The organism is Sulfurimonas marina (assembly GCF_014905095.1).
GTDB classification, from domain to species: Bacteria; Campylobacterota; Campylobacteria; order Campylobacterales; family Sulfurimonadaceae; genus Sulfurimonas; species Sulfurimonas marina.
Window position 1 is genome coordinate 513178 of record NZ_CP041165.1, and the last position, 17166, is coordinate 530343.

Genomic DNA, 17166 nt, shown 5'->3' on the forward strand with positions numbered 1-17166 from the left:
ATGTGTATATCTAAAGGTATTTTATCTAATTGTTGGGAATTCATCAAATTACCTCTATGGAACATTATATGAATATTTCAGGTGTAGAGGATGATATTATGAGTAAACCATTACAAACAAACCCGATAAAATTATCACAACCTATGGGAGCATTATTATGTTTTTTAGGTATCAAAAATTGTATGCCTCTTATGCATGGTGCACAAGGATGTGCTTCATTTTCCAAAGTTTTTTTTACAAGACATTTTAGTGACCCTATTGCGATCCAAACCACAGCAGTGAATGATATTACAGCCGTAATTGACGGAGGGGAGTATTCAATCTCTGAAGCGATTAAAAATATTACGAAAAAAGTGACACCCGATTTAGTGGGACTCTTTACAACCGGGATGACTGAGACCAAAGGTGATGACATTAAAGGTGCAACCGTATTACTTAAAGATGAGCAGTTGATCTGTTATGTAAATACTCCCGATTTTGAAGGTGGACTTGAGAGCGGTTTTGCAAAGTCGATAGAGGCACTTGTAGAGCAGCTGGTAAAAGAGAAAGAGAGTGTAGATAGTAATAAAGCGGTTTTAATTCCCAACGTAAATCTGACACCCATTGAGGTTGAAAAGATTAAAGAAGAGATAGCAAAATTTGGTTTTGAAGTGTATGCCTTACCCGATTTGAGCGATTCTTTAGATGGACATCTGGGCTTAAAACAAGGGGCTCTGAGCAGCGGTGGAATCAGTGTTGAGGAGATAAAGTCTTTAGGTGATGCTAGTGTAGTTATCTCTATCGGTGCTTCTGTTGAAAAAGCGGGAAATTTACTCCAAAAGAAAAATGAAAAGATGAATCATTTACATTTTGATACTGTAAGCGGTTTGTTGGCAACTGATTCTTTTTATAAAGCACTGATGGAGTTTAAAACGATCTCTAAACCGCATCCGAGTGTAGTTAGATGGAGAAAAAGACTTCAAGATGCACTTTTAGATACCCATTTTGCAATCGGCGGGACAAAAATGATCATAGCTCTTGAAGCTGATCAAGCTTTAAGTGTCGCTACGACTGTTTTAGAAGCGGGAGCAGATATTAAAACTATAGTTGTACCGACAAAAACAACACTTTTAGAGCATTTAGATTGTGAAGTGATTGTGGGAGATTTTGAAGATGTAGAAGAGAAGCTTGAAGATGCAGATCTTTTAATTACGAATTTCCACGGTGAACGTATTGCCCATCAGCAGGGTAAAGCACTGCTGTTACGGGGTTATCCAAACTATGAGACAGTCGGAAACCAGCTGATAAACGATACTTTATATGAGGGGAGTTGTTATCTCCTTTTTAGTTTAGCAAACCTTATAAACACCTCTGAAGAGCACTAGGAAATTCTCTAAGGAACACTTTCTGTATATATCTAAGTATATATATACAAGAAATGGAGAGAAATCATGGCTTCAACAATTACGGTGACATCAAATGTCGGTGGAGTAGGAACAATTAGAGTTGCTTTTGCAACAAATGACAACGAGAACATTGATGCACACTTTGGAAGTGCTAAACAGTTTAATGTTTATGATATCTCAAGCGAGGGTTTTGATATATCTACGATTATCAAAATAGATAGCAAAGATACGGACAAAACAGTAGCATTACTAGATAAATGTGACATCGTTTATTTTGTAAATATAGGTCCTACGGCTGCTGCAAAAATTATTAATTCCGGCGTTTTCCCAATTAAATACAAAGAGATTGTTTCAATTGATGAGGAGCTTAAGAAAATTGTATCTATGTTAGGTACAAATCCCCCTCCATTTATTAAAAAAATAATAGAAAAAAAGGCTGCATAATGGAAAATATTTTTATAGATACTTTAATAGGACAAGTAAGAGCGCTTGATCAGTTTGGAACATGGGCAAACCGTGAAGACGAAGAGATCCTCAAAGAGAAGTATGTAAAGAGCAAAGAGGAACTCAAAAATATTCCAGTAATTGCAGATATCGATGAGATGCAGATTCAAGATATCCGTTTGATCTATCAATCTGTAGCACTCGCTTTCGAAAAAGAGACAGGTGTTATGTGCTCTGTTGTTATGGAGATGAGTCATGAAGGTTTCGGTCGTGCAGTTGTAATTGCAGACAAGATCGTAATCGTAAATAAGTTTTTTAAAGATGCTCACCGTTTCTCTTTTAGAACATACGAGAAGCTTGTTGAAGAGGGTGAGAAGATGGTTCAAGATGCAATAAAAATTTATAACGAATATAAAAAGTAGGAGGTAAAAAATGGCTAAATATGGGATTTTTGTAGGTACTGCAGGTGGAACTAGTATGAAAGTAGCAGACGTATTGGCAGAGGAGTTCGGTATTGATGAGGATGATATCATCAATATGGAAGAGGACTTTGATGATGTAGAGGAGCAACTTCTAGAATATGATGTGCTGTTTTTAGGAAGTTCAACATGGGGTCAGGGTGATCTTCACTTCTCTTGGGTAGACCCAATTTTAGAGATTGAAGATGATGGCATAGATTTTAGCGGTAAAACAGTTGCCTTCTTTGGTGCGGGTGATTGTAAAAAACACGGTGAGCACTTTTGTTCAGCCTTAGGAAAACTTCACCAAACATTTACAAATGCAGGAGCAAAAGCTATCGGTGCTATTGCTAAAGATGATTATAAGTATGAATTTTCTCTTGCAGAGATAGATGGAAAATTTTGTGGTCTGGGAATTGATGAGCACAATGAAAGTGAAAAAACTCCAGAAAGGATAGAGCAATGGGTTGGCTTATTAAAATCAGAACTAGGAGAATAAAATGTATTTGGTTACAGCGGTAATAAACAAAACAAATTTAAAAAACGTACTAGAAGATCTTTTTGCAAAACATTTTGAAGGGATAACAGTTAGCGATGTTATCGGAAAGGGTTCTTTTGGTCTAAAAGAAGCTGATAACGGTGTAGCAGATCTCGTTGAAAAAGTGAAACTGGAGATGGTAGTTTCTACAGCTGAAAATAAAGAGCGTGCTATGGAATGTGTCCGCTCAAATGCACATGACCTAGGTCGAGGTGCCGGAAAAATGTGGTGGATTGAAGTTGGCGGTGTTGAGCGTATTAGAACGGGTGAAAGAGATCAGGATGCCTTAACAACGCAAATAGATAAGAAAATTGCTAACGTTACTCACATAGCAACAACACATATTGATACTCCATGTAGTTAAAGGAACAGATTATGAATACTATAGAAAAGTCATTAGATGAGTTCTATGAACTAACTGATGCAGAAGATTATTTCGATTTTTTTGATTTAGAATACGATGCACGCTTGGTCAATGTAAAGCGCTTTCACATTTTAAAAGAGTATGGAACTTTGATCAAAACAGGTATGCAAAACCTGGGTGATCAAGAGGAACGTCTTTTAGACTTTTTGAAGTATTCTCTTTTGAAAGTGTACGGTGAATTTGCAAACGGTTATGCTCCGAGTGCAGCAGATGTTTGGGATATGTTTAAAGATGGAAAATTAAGTGGTTGTATGAGTTGTACACCACAGGCAGGAAATAGTTGTGGCTGCTAATTTTACATTTGACCCGGACGTTACTCTGTACGATAGTGTTACTGCAGATAGATCAGGGCGTGACGCTGATGAACCAAAGTATAAAGTGGGACAAAAAGTACGACTCGTTGAAGATATTGTGAATGATGGAACATATCCGCATGCAAAAATAGGTACCTTAATGATGCCAAAGGGGAGTATCGGATATATCAAAACAATGGGGGATTTTCTTCAAGTTATTCGTGTTTATGAAGTCCATTTTTTTGGAAGCGATATGGAAGTTGAAATAGTTGGGTGTCGTGAACATGAACTAGAATCTATGGAAGATGACTATGTCGATGAAGAGACTTTGGAGCGAGAAGCATTTGAAGCGCATCGAAAGAAAATGGCTAAATTAAGAGAAGAGAAATAGTGAGATAAGGAGGGGAATAATGGCAAAGGTAATTTTCATTGGATTTGATTCGGATAAAGATGGATTATATCATGCACCTAAGGGTGAACCAATCGTAAGATTGGCAAAAGATAACGGAATCCCGATTAACTTTGAATGTCAAGACGGTGACTGTGCTAGTTGTTTAATCAAGTATGAAAATATAGAGGATGAAGAACCGACAAACTATATTGAAGATAAAGAGCTAGAAAAGTTAGTAGAACTAGGTGTCTTAAAAACTAAAGATGCTGAACATTGTCAACAGTTTACAATTAGCCCTAAAGTGAGACTTGCATGTCAAACACTTGTAAAGGGTGATGTAATCATAAAACCATTTTTACAATAGTAAAAATAAACTATAGTTTACTGCCTCGCAAAGGGGCAAGCTATAGTGAGCCAAGTGCTCCGTTATGAATGAAGAGAACTCTTCATTTTATGAAATCAAACTAAGGAAAGAGAAAAATGACAACAAGAGTAGAGATCATTAATGATTTTTTAGCAATTAACGTAAAAGAGGGAAGTACTATTCAAGATATCGTTGAAGCTAGTGGTAGTGCACTTCCATTTGGATGCCGTGACGGTGAATGTGGTACATGTATCGTTGAAGTTGAATCTGGAATGGAATTTCTTTCTGATAAAACAGATAAAGAGGTAAAAGTACTTAAAGAGATCTGTTCAGGTACTTGTACACCAAACTCTCGTTTATCATGTCAAATGAAAATCTCTAAGCCAAACGGTTTAGTAAGATTAAAATACTAATAAATTGCATAAATCTTACGCAATAAAGGGACTCAAACCATTCTTGGTTTGAGTAAAATTATATTATGTCAGCATCATTAGGCTTTCAAGCAAAACAAAAACAAACTTTACAATTGTCACTAAGATTATGGCTGCCGCTTTTACAGGCACCTCTGCAAGACCTAGAAACTGTATTTAAAGAGCATAGTTTCGATAACCCATTTTTGGAATACAACTCATCTTTTGAATCAAATTATTCAAGCAGTGGTTTGATTGAAGAGATAAATACCTACAAAGAATCGTTTTACGATAAGGTGGCTAACCAGATCGATGCACCTCTGTTTCCGACGCCAAACTCGCAAAAGGTTGCAATGGAGATCTTAGACAACATCGACAGTGACGGCTATTTTGACGGAGATATAGATGTTTTAGCTAAAAAATGCAATACAACAAAAGAGTTCGCCGAAAGTATACGCCAACGTTTTGCATATATAGACCCGTGTGGAGTGGGTGCTAAAGATATGATCGAGTGTTTCTTGTTTCAACTTTCTCAACTAAATATTGAGAATGATTTGAGTGAGTTGATCGAGAAGATGGTCAAAAATCTTAAAAGTATTGACAAGTACCATAAACATCACCATTTTGAAGAGGCAACTCATATCATAAAAAAATTCAAATCACCTCCTGCAATTGATTATCAAGAGGATAACGAATATATCGTTCCCGATTTTTTTGTAGATGTAGATGAAGATATATCTGTAAAAATAAACCATAGTTATTATCCAGACATCGTGATCAAGGACCCGTTTAAGAGTAAAAATGATGAGTTAAAATATAAGTTAAAAGAAGCGCGTGATCTTGTGAATCTTCTAGAACTTAGAAAATCGACACTTTATAAACTTGTGCTTATTATAGTTGAGAGACAAATGGGCTTTTTTATCGGGAGTGAACTTAAACCTATGACAATGGCACAAGTGGCACAGGAGATAGGTTTTGAAGAATCAACGATCTCTAGAGCGGTATCAAATAAATATATAAAATGTGAACGCGGTATATTCTCTCTAAAATCATTTTTTACAAATGCAGTTTCTAAAAACCTCTCTTCATCGGAAGTGAAACATTTCATTGAAAACCTGGTAGAGAATGAATCTCACGAGACACCGCTGACTGACCAGGATATCGTAGATATGGTGATGCAGCGTTACAATATGAATATGGTTAGACGTACGATCACAAAGTACAGAAAACAGCTTGAAATCCCTTCATCTAAAGAGCGTAAAAAGATCTATAAAGTTAGAGACTAGTTTTATAAAGTTATAATTGTTTTGATAATATTGAATATATTGATGTTGATAAAGGTTCTATACTAAAATATATAGAACAGTAAGTCTAGGCATAAAATATGCATCGAAAACTTATAAGGAGTTGCATATGAAAATAGGTATACCAAAAGAGATCAAAAAAGATGAGTACAGAGTAAGTGTAACACCTCATGGTGTAGCAGAATTACTTGAACTTGGAGTTGAAGTTTATCTGGAAACTTTAGCCGGAGAGGGGAGCGGTTTTAGCGATCAGGAGTATCTGGATGCAGGTGCTGTTGTTTTAAAAAATGCTTCGGAGGTGTTTACCCTTGCTGATATTATCATCAAAGTTAAAGAGCCTATAGAATCGGAGTATTCGCTTTTTAAAGAGAAGCAGACACTTTTTACATATCTTCATCTTGCAGCTGATGAGAAACTTACCCATTTTTTACTTGAGAAAAAGATCCGGGCATTTTCTTATGAAACTTTATTACTAAATGGAAAACTCCCTTTACTTGAGCCCATGAGCGAAGTAGCCGGAAAAATGGCTGCTTTAATGGGAGCTGTACATCTTGGAAAATACCAAGGCGGTTTAGGATTACTTGCAGGAGGTGTTGTTGGGACACAAAAAGCAAAAGTTATGGTTTTAGGAGGTGGCGTTGCCGGAACTTGTGCAGCAGAAGTTGCCGCAGGTCTTGGTGCAGATGTAACGATCTACGACATAAATCTTGATCGTCTACACTATCTTGATGCCGTACTTCCTGTAAACGTTGCAACAATGTACTCTTCAAAAGCTGCTATTTCAGAACTTTTACCGAATGCAGACATAGTGATCGGAACTGTTCTTATCCCGGGGGCAAAAGCACCAAAGCTGATCACAAAAGATATGCTTGGAATGATGAAGCAAGGGAGTGTTTTAGTAGACGTCTCGATCGATCAGGGTGGTTGTTTTGAAACATCAAAACCTACAACCCATACTGCTCCAACCTTTATAGAAGAGGGGATTGTTCACTATTGTGTTGCAAATATGCCGGGAGCTTATCCACGTACATCAACCTTTGCTTTGACAAATGCAACACTGCCGTATGTAAAAGCGCTTGCGAAATACGGAGCTGAGAAAATTTGTGATGAATTAGATGTTATGGTAAGTGCACTTAACACTTATGACGGTGTTTTGTATAATAAAGCAGTTGGAGAAGCACACGCTATAGAGTATAAAGTAAAGGGGTAAAAATGTCACAAGAGGTAATATATTATTATTGTCAAGAGTGTGATCATGCGATCCCGATTGAGCAACTTGGATCTTTAGTAGAAGGAAAATGTCCTAAATGTAGTTCAAATGAGGGGTTTTCAACACTTCCAAAAGATAGTGCAAACGGCTTTAAAGATGATGCCGTAATACTTAATGAAGCTATCTTTTTAGAAGACTAGAGAAATTTCTCTGGTCACACGATGAAACAGAAAATAGAGTTTCATATTTTAAGTAACTAGATGTTACTATTAGTTCAAATATAAATAAGGTTATTTATGAAAAAAACTAATAGTTTTAAGATCCTTTTTGTAGTATCTGGATTGTTGTTAGTCTTATCTATAAGTCTGACTCTTATTAACTATGCAATCTCTTTAAACTCGGTACAAAAAGATCTGGCAACACGATCGCTTCCACTATCTGTAGATAATATATATACGGAGATTCAAACCCATATAATTGAACCAAGTCTTATCTCTTCAATGATGGCGACGGATACTTTTGTGAAAGATTGGCTACGTAACGAAGAGAATAATACGGAAAAGATTAGAAGTTATCTTGAAACTATTCGAAATAAGTATGGACTGTTTGTAACATTTCTAGTATCTGAAAGGACACAAAATTACTATACCCATAAAGGTTTTCTAGAAAAGCTCGATCAGAATAAAACAGATAACCGTTGGTATTTTGAATTTAAAGATTCTGCTGAAGAGCATGAGATCAATCTTGACTACAATGAAAATATAGACAACTCTTTAATGATGTTTATAAACTATAAGATCTATGACTCAAAATACCACTTTCTCGGGGCTACTGGGATAGGACATAAAATATCGTATATTGACAGTATGTTAAAACGATTCCACGAAGAGTACAAGTTTAAAGTCTGCTTTTTAAGTGAAGATGGAAAAGTTGTTTTAGCGCAGAGAAGCGTAGAACATATTAAAAATCTTAACGAAGACCCTGAATGGTTTGGTAAGCGCGATGAAATTCTTTCTCCAATTTCAAAAGTATTTCATTATAAAAGAGATGGCAATGAGTATCTTCTAAAAACAAAATATATTCCGGAACTGCACCTTTACTTACTGGTAGAGGCGAAGATAGATGATTTTATTCAAAATGTAAATCAAGCATTTTATTTTAACTTGTCTATTTCACTTTTATTTACGTTTGTTGTCGCTGTTATTATTTTAATTACAATCAAAAACTACAATCAAAGACTCTCTTTTATGGCAGAGCATGATGCCTTAACGGAACTCTACAACCGTCGTTTTTTTGAAGATAGAATGGAGCATCTGTATCAATTATCAAAACGTACAAAAGAACCACTCTCTTTACTCTTTTTAGACCTAGATGATTTCAAACAAATTAACGATAAACTTGGACATCATACGGGAGACAAGGTCTTAAAACGTATTGCGGAGATTTTAAAGCTTTACATTCGACAGACAGATATTGTGTCTCGATGGGGCGGGGAGGAGTTTATTATCGGACTGATAAATTCAAATGCCCAAAATGCAAAAGATATAGCGGAAAAATTAAGACTTATGATTGAAAGTGATTTAGTTCTTCAGCAGTTAGTTCAAGCAAATGTAACGGCAAGTTTCGGTGTTACACAATGTAAAGAAGATGAAGCTCTAGAACATACAATCGCACGCGTAGACAATGCAATGTATGAGGCTAAAAAAGAGGGGAAAAATAAGGTCTCTTCTATTTAGCACTACACCATTTATTAGTCGCTACTTTTACAGCTTTCACTCTGACACGTAGAAGTTGAAACTGATGAGCAGATGTTTCTGTTAAAAATAGCATTGATCTTCTCTATGCTAAAGCCGCAGATCTTCTCCTCTCCAATGATCAAAAGAGGTCTTTTTATAAGGATCGGGTCTTTGAGCATAAGACCTATTAGTTCCTCTTTTGAAAGCTCTTTTGGGTTAATCTCTTTATTTTTTACCTGTGGAGCAAAAGGGTTATAGATGCTCTCTTTGGCAACGCCGTCAAAAAAAGACTCGAGTAACTCTTTTGTCCATGGGTATGTAAGTATGTTTTTTGTCATATACGAGATATTGTGCAGATCTAAGATCTGTTTTTGTTTTGCATTTCCCATACAACCCGGTTTTTCAAAAAATATGATTCCCATCTTTACTCCCAAGGTGCGGCTTCACCAACCACTTGAAATACAGGATTGTTTACGGCGGCACATACATCTTTTGCTAAATTCTCCAGTCCGCCGTAAGCTCCGTAACTTACTTTTTTCTCCTGGTTCACATCCACAAAGGCTACTTTTTTCTTGATCGCAGTGTAGAGACTACGCCCACCCGCTAGGAGAATGTCAACATTATGTTCATCGATCAGTTTTCCTTGTTCTTGAGCCGGTACTTTCATCAGAATATCTACATACTGTTTTGCGATTTCAATATCTTCAAGAGTCGCTTTACGGATACTTGTCGCGATCACCTCTATACCTATATCTTGAAGGGCTGAAGCTATTGACCAAGATTTATTTCCACCCGTATTTAAGATAGCTTTTTTATTTTGAAGAATAGTTCTGTATGGGATCAGTCTTTGTTCTAAATCTGCTTCCTCATAGGCTATCACTTTTTCTGCTCTTAATGTGAGCTCTTTGTCTCCAAAGGCATTTACGATCGAGCGAATTGCATTTGTAGTATCACGTTTTCCGTAGAAAGATACAGATATGTAAGGGATATTGTAACGCTCCTGCATTTTTCGCGTGAGTGTGACAAGAGATTTCGCACATACGATAACGTTTAGTTTCGCAGTATGAGCCGTTTGAATATCTTCAATCCGTCCGTCTCCTGCTAAAGTGGAAACAACTTTAATTCCGATTCGTTCCAGTATGGCTTTGTACTGCCACATATCACCCGTTACGTTGTATTCACCGATAAGGTTAATTCCAAACGGGTGTATCTCTTTAGGTTCACGGGTTCCTATGAGCTGATTCAAAACAGCTTCACCCCCTAAACGGCTTCCGAGATTTTTTCCCCCTACAAAACCAGGCGAGTGCACAACTACGACTGGCAGACCGTGTTTCTCCTGCATACGTTTACATACATTGTCCATATCATCACCGATCATAGCGGTTACACATGTCTCATACACAAAGATAGCTTTTGGATCTTTATGTTTTACTATGTACTCTATGGAATCTTCAAGTTTTTGATCCCCTCCAAAGATTACATCGTTTGTAGTAACGTCCGTATAGTAACCTGTTACCGTATTGTTTTGTCCTTTGTAGCTTGTCGGGGTTTGTCTGGTTTCCCAAGATGCACCCTGACAAGTTGCAGGTGCATGAACTAAGTGGACTGCATCAGCGTAAGGAAATAGTGCGATCTGTGCCCCTTCAAAAGCACAGCCTCCACTTGTGGCTCCAGGTTTTGGTTTATCACAAGAGCTTTTCTTTTTTTCATTGTGAGTACAAGCAGATTCACTGAGAAGTTCGCGAATAAGTTTTCTATTTACCATATTTGATCCTTTTTGCAGTGGAAACCTTCTTGACGAGCAAACATTTTTAATGTTAGCCCCAAAGAAAATGAGGTTTGCACTGTATTCCTTATATATTATTTATACATATTTCATTCCTTTGAGCTCTAGGGAACATTATATGTATATGTTAAAGGAAAAAGATATTAGGACAATAAAATGTTGGCAATCCCTTTAGATAATGAATTTAATACAAACATATCGGAGCTATACGGTCAAGCTCCGTATTTTGGACTGTTAAACCTAAACGACGGAGAACTTACAGTTATAAAAAACGAAGTGAATGGTCAAGGGCCAAAAAGTGCAGGTTTCCTTGCAGCTTACGGTGTAAAAGCTACGGTTTTTTATCATATGGGTGAGGGTGTATATAACTCTTTTGTGGACAGAGGCATGGATGTTTATACGACAGAACACACGAAAATGTCTTTAAATGAAATCTATGAAAAGTTCTTGAAAAAACAGCTTAACAAGTTAGACAGATTTAACTACAGAGAGAAGTTAGATCCGGGTAACGGCGGAGCTTGTCAATGTGGATGTGAGGGATAAAATGTCCGCAGAGATCAAAAGTTTAGATTACTATCTGAATTTAGAGTATCCCTTAGAGTGCTTTGCCGGTGAACATGAAGTTGGAGATGCTTACTTGGCGGAATATATTGATTTTGATATTAAGGCTGCAAGTGAGGATTATGATGAAGCTATAGAGTTGGCAAAAGAGTATCTCAAAGAGCACATCATTAGAGAATACAATGCAAACAGAGCATTGCCAAAACCTGGAGAGGGGAGAAGATTTATGAAACATAGAGAAGCACTGAGTGCATATAAAGCAAAAGATTATGAAAGAGCGTTGTCATTGTGGGAAGAGGAGATCAAGTACAAAAATGATCAGGCTATGACAAATTTGGGACTTATGTATCTTAAAGGTGAAGGTGTATCAAAAGACTTCGCTAAAGCACGCGAATACTTTGAGATGGCAAGCGAGTATGACAATGATTCGGCTAACTACAATTTAGCACTTATGTATCAGACAAAACTCGGTGTTGAAGAGGATATGGAAAAAACCGTAGATTATTTCAGACGTGCAGTGAAAAAGAATCATCAAGGGGCTAACTTTAGACTAGGTCTTATGCTTTTAAAAGACAGAACTGATCTTGGAAAAGTAAAAGAGGGGTTTAACTGTATGTTAAATGCCGCAAAAACAAATCATCCTATGGCTTTGGCACAAATGGGCGGAGTTGATAAAACACCAAACAGCTCTTGTGAGCCAAATCTTGCTTTTAGAAACTCTCCTAAAGAGAAACAACTTGAATTGGTAATGGATGCGATCGACAGATACATCAGACCGATACTGGTAAAAGACGGCGGTGATATTACTCTTATTGACTATATCAATGAGCCGGATATTGAGATCCGTTTAGCATATCAAGGGAACTGTGCCGGATGTTCTATGGCCTCAACTACAACATACGAGATCATCATGGGTACACTTTCTCAAGTTATAGATGAAAACATTAGGGTGTATGTAATATGATCAAAATCGCTTTTGCTTCAAAAGACGGGACTAATGTTAATGAACACTTTGGCTGGTGTGAAACATTTTATCTTTATGAGATTGATGAGAACAATGCAAACTTGCTCAAAGAGATAGATTCCTATCAAAAATACGAAGCTGAGGTGGATAAACTGGAGTACAAAATAGATTGTGTCAGTGAAGCAGATATGATCTATGTAACTCAGATAGGTCCCAAGGCTGCAAACATGGTAAAAATTGCAGGTATTTATCCTATGAAAGCAGCGTCTGAGGAGGAAAAGATCGAAGATGTGGTCGCACAGCTTCAAAAAATGATAGCGAATCCTCCACTATGGTTAAAAAGGATACTTTTAAAATGAGTGAAGCGATCCAAGTTATAAAAGACCTTTATTATGTTGGTGTGAGTGATCCCGATATCCGTACATTTGATATCATTATGAAAACAGCCAACGGTACAACTTATAATGCCTACCTTCTGAAAACTTCAGAGGGTGTAATTATCTTCGATACCGTAAAAGAAGAGTTCCAAGAGGAGTTTTTCAAAAAGATAGAATCTGTTTGTTCTTATAGTGATATCAAATACATAATTATGCACCATCTTGAGCCTGATCACAGTGGGGCACTTCCCGAACTTACACGACGTGCTCCGGGGGCCAAAGTATTTATCTCCCCTATGGCTCAGCCGATGCTAAAGTCGATCGCAAAAACAAAAGATATGGAGTTTGAAACGGTTTGGACAAATAAACAGCTAAAACTCGGTAATAAAACAATTACTTTTTTAAGTACACCGAATCTTCACTGGCCTGAGACAATGAGCTCTTATCTTGAAGAAGATTGTGTACTTTTCAGTGGGGATGTTTTTGGCTCACACTATTACGACAGTCGTATTTTTGATGATCTTGTTGGAGATTTTGATTATGCATTTAAATACTACTATGATCACATTATGCGTCCGTTTCGCTCCGATGTGGTAAAAGCACTTAAACTTTATGACAAGTTTGATATCTCGATCATCTGTAATCTGCACGGCCCGATTATGCGGGATAATCCTCAAAAATATATAGAGCGCTATAGAGAGTGGAGTGAGAAAGTTGACCGCCTCCACGGTAAAAAAATCATCTCGATTTTTTATGTAACAAGTTATAAAAATACAAAAGATATGGCTCAAAGTATTTTCGATGGAATAGAATCTGATACGAATTTAATAGCAAACATTTATGACCTGACTGCACTCGATGAGCAAAATATGCTTACGATCTTAGAAGAGAGTACGGGAATACTTATCGGTGCTCCAACAATTAACGGAGATGCTCCAAAACCTGTCTGGGATCTGCTTAGCTGTATGATGCTTTTAGAGAAGAAAGGGAAGTTTGGCGGGTGTTTCGGTTCTTACGGATGGAGCGGAGAAGCGGTAGAGATGATACATCATCGTCTTGGAGCACTTAATTTTCGTCTTCCTCTACAACCGATGAAGATTAAGCTGATTCCTACAAAGGAGGAGCTGGTGGATTGTTTTGAGTTTGGAATTGAATTTGGACAAATCGTAAATGGAAAAATGGTGGAGATGACATTATGACACAAGCATATATGACGACAAACGAAGTTTTAGAGGCAAAGGTGAAACTGTTATTAGAGTTTTTTTCAATAGATGATTATGCCAAACAGATTATAGCTCCCCGTGTGGCCAAGGCATCTTTGGAGATGAACCATCTTTACCAGGATCTCGGATTTGCTTCGAGGGTTGAGATGGGAAGATTTATGAATCAGTATTTTCCGAGACTTAGTGTTATGAAACCAAAAGAGACATTATGGAAAAAGTACATTTACGATCTGATTAATGAGACGGCACCGGCATGTGCCGAATGTGATGATCAAGAAACATGTTTCAAGTGTTTAATTTAAAAAAAGGATAACAGTTTATGCAAGTATATTTAGACAATAATGCAACAACAAAAGTAGATGAAAAAGTTTTTGAAGAGATGACACCGTTTTTTTGTGAGATGTATGGAAATCCAAACTCACTTCATAGTGTAGGTTCTGCAACACATCCTAAAATAGCAGAAGCATTTGATTATCTCTATGAAGGGATCAATGCAGATGACGAGGATGACATCATTATCACGGCAAATGCGACAGAAGCAAATAACTGGGTAGTAAAAAGTGTCTGGCTTGACAGAATCCTAGACGGTGAGAAAAATCACATCATTACAAGTGAAGTTGAACACCCTGCGATCACGGCAGCTTGTAATTACCTAGAGAAAAAAGGTGTAGATATTACATACCTTACAGTAAATGAAGAGGGTGTACTTGAAGCTGATGCCGTTGCTGATGCTATACGTGAAGATACGGCACTTGTTTCTGTTATGTGGGCAAATAATGAAACGGGAAAACTGTTTCCGATCAAAGAGATTGGTGCTATATGTAAAGAAAAAGGGGTGTTGTTTCACTCTGATGCTACACAGGCGATCGGGAAAGTAAAAGTTGACGTTCAAGATGCCGGAGTAGATATGATCAGTTTTTCTGCTCATAAGTTTCACGGTCCAAAAGGTGTAGGCGGGCTTTACATTAAAAAAGGTGTACAACTTAGTCCATATATGCACGGTGGTGAACAGATGGATGGGCGTCGTGCAGGTACACTTGATGTTGCATCTATTGTAGGTATGGGAAAAGCGATGCAGCTTGCAACAAATACAATGGCACTTGCATATGAGATTAATCATGTTGGAATGTTGAGAGATAAATTAGAAAAAGCAATTTTGAAAATTCCTGACACAATTGTAATCGGCGATACAAAAAATCGTACACCAAATACGACACTCATCTCGATCAAAGGTGTTGAGGGTGAAGCGATGCTTTGGGATTTAAACAAAAACGGGATCTCTGCCTCAACAGGAAGTGCATGTGCGAGTGAAGACTTAGAAGCAAATCCGGTAATGAACGCTTTTGGAAGTGACAGTGAACTGGCACATACGGGAATCCGTTTTTCACTCAGTCGTTTTAATACCGAAGAGCAGATAGATTATGCGATCGAGAAGATTAAAGAGGCAGTAGAGAGACTGAGAAGTATCTCTAGTTCGTATGCATATACACCGAAAAATCACGTAAGTGAATTAGAACACAACTAAAAGGATGAAAAAAAGGCAATAGTGCCATGGGCTTCCTGCCGAAGGAAACCCAGTGTTAACGTAGTTGACGGAATTACTTCCGACAACGTATCAAAAGGGAATAAAAAAGGTTCCCTTAAATTTATGAAATAAATTAAAGGAAAGTATGATGGCAAAGGCAAGTTTAGTAGGCGGATCAATTTGGGATGAGTATAGTAATATTGTTGTAGATAGAATGAATAACCCTAAACACCAAGGGCATATTACTGAAGAGGAAGCTGAGGCGATGAATGCAACTTTGATCGTTGCAGACTTCGGAGCTGAGAGTTGTGGTGATGCGGTAAGACTTTACTGGGCAGTTGAAAAAGATACGGACAAAATTGTAGGAAGTAAATTTAAAAGTTTTGGATGTGGTACTGCTATTGCGAGTTCTGACATTATGACTGAGCTTTGTATGGGTAAAACTGTTGATGAAGCGGTAAAAATTACAAATATCGATGTTGAAAAAGCGATGCGTGATACTCCAGATACTCCTGCTGTTCCACCGCAAAAGATGCACTGTTCTGTTATGGCGTATGATGTTATCAAAAAAGCGGCAGCTACGTACAAAGGTGTAGATGCTGAGAGTTTTGAAGAGGAGTTTATCATTTGTGAGTGTGCTCGTGTAACACAAGATACACTTATTGATGTAATTAAGATCAATGATCTTAAAACTATTGAGGAGATCATCGACTTTACAAAAGCGGGTGGTTTTTGTAAATCTTGTATAAAACCTGGCGGACATGAAGCAAAAGATATCTATCTAGAAGATATTTTAAAAGATACACGTGAAGAGATGGAACGTGAGCGTCTAACAGCTATGGCAAATGCTCCAAAAGAGGATAAAGCTGATTTCGCATCTATGAGTATGGTACAAAAAACACGTGCAATCGATGCTGTAGTTGAGGAGTATGTACGCCCAATGCTTATCATGGACGGCGGAGATATGGAGCTTGTAGATATTAAAGAGGAGAACGGAAATTTTGACGTTTACATTAAATATCTCGGTGCATGTTCAACATGTTCTACGGGAAGCACGGGTACATTGTATGCAATCGAGAGTACGCTAAAACAAAACCTTGATGATAGAATCAGAGTAATCACACTCTAAAGGAGAGCAGATGAGTTATGTACCTTATGTAGTAGAGCAAACGGGTCGCGGTGAAAGAAGTTACGATATCTATTCACGTCTGTTAAAAGACAGAATTGTAATGCTAAGCGGAGAGGTAAACGATGCGGTTGCTTCAACAGTGATCGCACAACTTCTTTTTTTAGAAGCAGAAGATCCGGAGAAAGATATCTACTTTTACATTAACTCACCCGGTGGTGTAGTTACTGCAGGTATGGCGATTTTTGATACGATGAACTATATCCGTCCAAATGTAGTAACTATCTGTATAGGTCAAGCAGCTTCAATGGGAGCTTTTTTACTCTCAAGCGGAGAGAAAGGGAAACGGTATGCGCTTCCACATGCTAGAATTATGATCCACCAACCTCTTGGCGGTGCTCAGGGACAAGCCACAGACATTGCTATTCAAGCTCAAGAGATACTGCGTATAAAAGGGGTTTTAAATGAACTTCTAGCAAAACAAACAGGCAAAAGTGTCAAAACTATTGTCAAAGATGTAGAACGCGATAACTTTATGAGTGCAGAGGATGCTGTAGCTTATGGACTTATTGATGAAGTTCTTATCAAAAGTGAAGAAAAAGAATAATAGTCGTTGCCGAACTACTTCCTTTCTCAAGCTTTTGCTT

Annotated in this window: 23 protein-coding genes; 21 read left to right on the forward strand and 2 right to left on the reverse strand. The window is 37.5% G+C overall.

Annotated features, from left to right (window positions below; translation table 11 throughout):
* The first annotated feature begins 56 nt into the window (after nucleotides 1-56).
* From nifN to FJR03_RS02775, 13 genes are all read left to right on the forward strand, one after another.
* Complete coding sequence (gene nifN / locus FJR03_RS02715; RefSeq protein WP_226962161.1) at nucleotides 57-1364, forward strand: nitrogenase iron-molybdenum cofactor biosynthesis protein NifN; 1308 nt, start codon at nucleotides 57-59, stop codon at nucleotides 1362-1364.
* Nucleotides 1365-1430: 66 nt separating this feature from the next.
* Nucleotides 1431-1829 carry a nitrogen fixation protein NifX gene (gene nifX, locus FJR03_RS02720; RefSeq protein WP_193114132.1) on the forward strand — a complete coding sequence of 133 codons (399 nt, stop codon included), beginning with the start codon at nucleotides 1431-1433 and terminating at the stop codon, nucleotides 1827-1829.
* Nucleotides 1829-2251 (forward strand): NifX-associated nitrogen fixation protein, encoded by a 423-nt coding sequence (locus tag FJR03_RS02725; RefSeq protein WP_193114133.1) that lies wholly within the window; start codon nucleotides 1829-1831, stop codon nucleotides 2249-2251. Before nifX ends, FJR03_RS02725 begins: the two co-directional genes overlap by 1 nt.
* A gap of 10 nt (nucleotides 2252-2261) precedes the next feature.
* The gene (locus FJR03_RS02730; protein ID WP_193114134.1) at nucleotides 2262-2786 is read left to right on the forward strand and encodes a flavodoxin domain-containing protein; all 525 of its coding nucleotides are present in this window, start codon (nucleotides 2262-2264) and stop codon (nucleotides 2784-2786) included.
* 1 nt (nucleotide 2787) lies between these two features.
* Nucleotides 2788-3189, forward strand: coding sequence for a P-II family nitrogen regulator (locus FJR03_RS02735; RefSeq protein ID WP_193114135.1), 402 nt, complete (start codon nucleotides 2788-2790; stop codon nucleotides 3187-3189).
* A gap of 11 nt (nucleotides 3190-3200) precedes the next feature.
* Complete coding sequence (locus FJR03_RS02740) at nucleotides 3201-3542, forward strand: nitrogenase-stabilizing/protective protein NifW (RefSeq protein WP_226962162.1); 342 nt, start codon at nucleotides 3201-3203, stop codon at nucleotides 3540-3542.
* Entirely contained in the window at nucleotides 3532-3933 is a 402-nt protein-coding gene (locus FJR03_RS02745; protein ID WP_226962163.1) for a nitrogen fixation protein NifZ, read from the forward strand. Before FJR03_RS02740 ends, FJR03_RS02745 begins: the two co-directional genes overlap by 11 nt.
* Nucleotides 3934-3952: 19 nt before the next feature.
* Complete coding sequence (locus tag FJR03_RS02750) at nucleotides 3953-4297, forward strand: 2Fe-2S iron-sulfur cluster-binding protein (protein WP_193114136.1); 345 nt, start codon at nucleotides 3953-3955, stop codon at nucleotides 4295-4297.
* A 116-nt stretch (nucleotides 4298-4413) separates the two neighbouring features.
* Nucleotides 4414-4710, forward strand: a complete 297-nt coding sequence (locus tag FJR03_RS02755) for a 2Fe-2S iron-sulfur cluster-binding protein (RefSeq protein ID WP_193114137.1) — start codon at nucleotides 4414-4416, stop codon at nucleotides 4708-4710.
* 65 nt (nucleotides 4711-4775) lie between these two features.
* A complete protein-coding gene (locus FJR03_RS02760; RefSeq protein WP_193114138.1) occupies nucleotides 4776-5993 on the forward strand; it encodes an RNA polymerase factor sigma-54 in 1218 nt (405 codons plus the stop codon).
* A gap of 127 nt (nucleotides 5994-6120) precedes the next feature.
* On the forward strand, nucleotides 6121-7221 hold the full coding sequence (gene ald / locus FJR03_RS02765) for an alanine dehydrogenase (protein ID WP_193114139.1): 1101 nt from the start codon (nucleotides 6121-6123) through the stop codon (nucleotides 7219-7221).
* A 2-nt stretch (nucleotides 7222-7223) separates the two neighbouring features.
* On the forward strand, nucleotides 7224-7421 hold the full coding sequence (locus FJR03_RS02770; protein ID WP_193114140.1) for a hypothetical protein: 198 nt from the start codon (nucleotides 7224-7226) through the stop codon (nucleotides 7419-7421).
* Between the two features lie 96 nt (nucleotides 7422-7517).
* On the forward strand, nucleotides 7518-8957 hold the full coding sequence (locus FJR03_RS02775) for a sensor domain-containing diguanylate cyclase (RefSeq protein ID WP_193114141.1): 1440 nt from the start codon (nucleotides 7518-7520) through the stop codon (nucleotides 8955-8957).
* 14 nt (nucleotides 8958-8971) lie between these two features.
* On the opposite strand, the gene FJR03_RS02780 is transcribed toward FJR03_RS02775, so the two are convergent.
* A complete protein-coding gene (locus tag FJR03_RS02780; protein ID WP_193114142.1) occupies nucleotides 8972-9379 on the reverse strand; it encodes an ArsC/Spx/MgsR family protein in 408 nt (135 codons plus the stop codon).
* Nucleotides 9380-9381: 2 nt separating this feature from the next.
* Nucleotides 9382-10722 carry a nitrogenase component 1 gene (locus FJR03_RS02785; protein WP_193114143.1) on the reverse strand — a complete coding sequence of 447 codons (1341 nt, stop codon included), beginning with the start codon at nucleotides 10720-10722 and terminating at the stop codon, nucleotides 9382-9384.
* 177 nt (nucleotides 10723-10899) lie between these two features.
* Between FJR03_RS02785 and FJR03_RS02790 the strand changes: the two genes are divergently transcribed.
* From FJR03_RS02790 to clpP, 8 genes are all read left to right on the forward strand, one after another.
* Nucleotides 10900-11286, forward strand: a complete 387-nt coding sequence (locus FJR03_RS02790) for a NifB/NifX family molybdenum-iron cluster-binding protein (protein ID WP_193114144.1) — start codon at nucleotides 10900-10902, stop codon at nucleotides 11284-11286.
* A 1-nt stretch (nucleotide 11287) separates the two neighbouring features.
* Nucleotides 11288-12268 (forward strand): NifU family protein, encoded by a 981-nt coding sequence (locus tag FJR03_RS02795; protein ID WP_193114145.1) that lies wholly within the window; start codon nucleotides 11288-11290, stop codon nucleotides 12266-12268.
* Nucleotides 12265-12627, forward strand: a complete 363-nt coding sequence (locus FJR03_RS02800; RefSeq protein WP_226962164.1) for a NifB/NifX family molybdenum-iron cluster-binding protein — start codon at nucleotides 12265-12267, stop codon at nucleotides 12625-12627. The genes FJR03_RS02795 and FJR03_RS02800 overlap by 4 nt, the downstream gene beginning before the upstream one ends.
* A complete protein-coding gene (locus tag FJR03_RS02805) occupies nucleotides 12624-13844 on the forward strand; it encodes an FprA family A-type flavoprotein (RefSeq protein WP_193114146.1) in 1221 nt (406 codons plus the stop codon). Before FJR03_RS02800 ends, FJR03_RS02805 begins: the two co-directional genes overlap by 4 nt.
* Nucleotides 13841-14170 carry a nitrogen fixation protein NifQ gene (locus tag FJR03_RS02810; RefSeq protein WP_226962165.1) on the forward strand — a complete coding sequence of 110 codons (330 nt, stop codon included), beginning with the start codon at nucleotides 13841-13843 and terminating at the stop codon, nucleotides 14168-14170. The genes FJR03_RS02805 and FJR03_RS02810 overlap by 4 nt, the downstream gene beginning before the upstream one ends.
* A 17-nt stretch (nucleotides 14171-14187) precedes the next feature.
* Entirely contained in the window at nucleotides 14188-15393 is a 1206-nt protein-coding gene (locus tag FJR03_RS02815) for a NifS family cysteine desulfurase (protein ID WP_193114147.1), read from the forward strand.
* Between the two features lie 148 nt (nucleotides 15394-15541).
* Nucleotides 15542-16522, forward strand: coding sequence for an iron-sulfur cluster assembly scaffold protein (locus FJR03_RS02820; protein ID WP_193114148.1), 981 nt, complete (start codon nucleotides 15542-15544; stop codon nucleotides 16520-16522).
* A gap of 10 nt (nucleotides 16523-16532) precedes the next feature.
* Entirely contained in the window at nucleotides 16533-17126 is a 594-nt protein-coding gene (gene clpP, locus FJR03_RS02825; RefSeq protein WP_193114149.1) for an ATP-dependent Clp endopeptidase proteolytic subunit ClpP, read from the forward strand.
* Nucleotides 17127-17166: the final 40 nt, after the last annotated feature.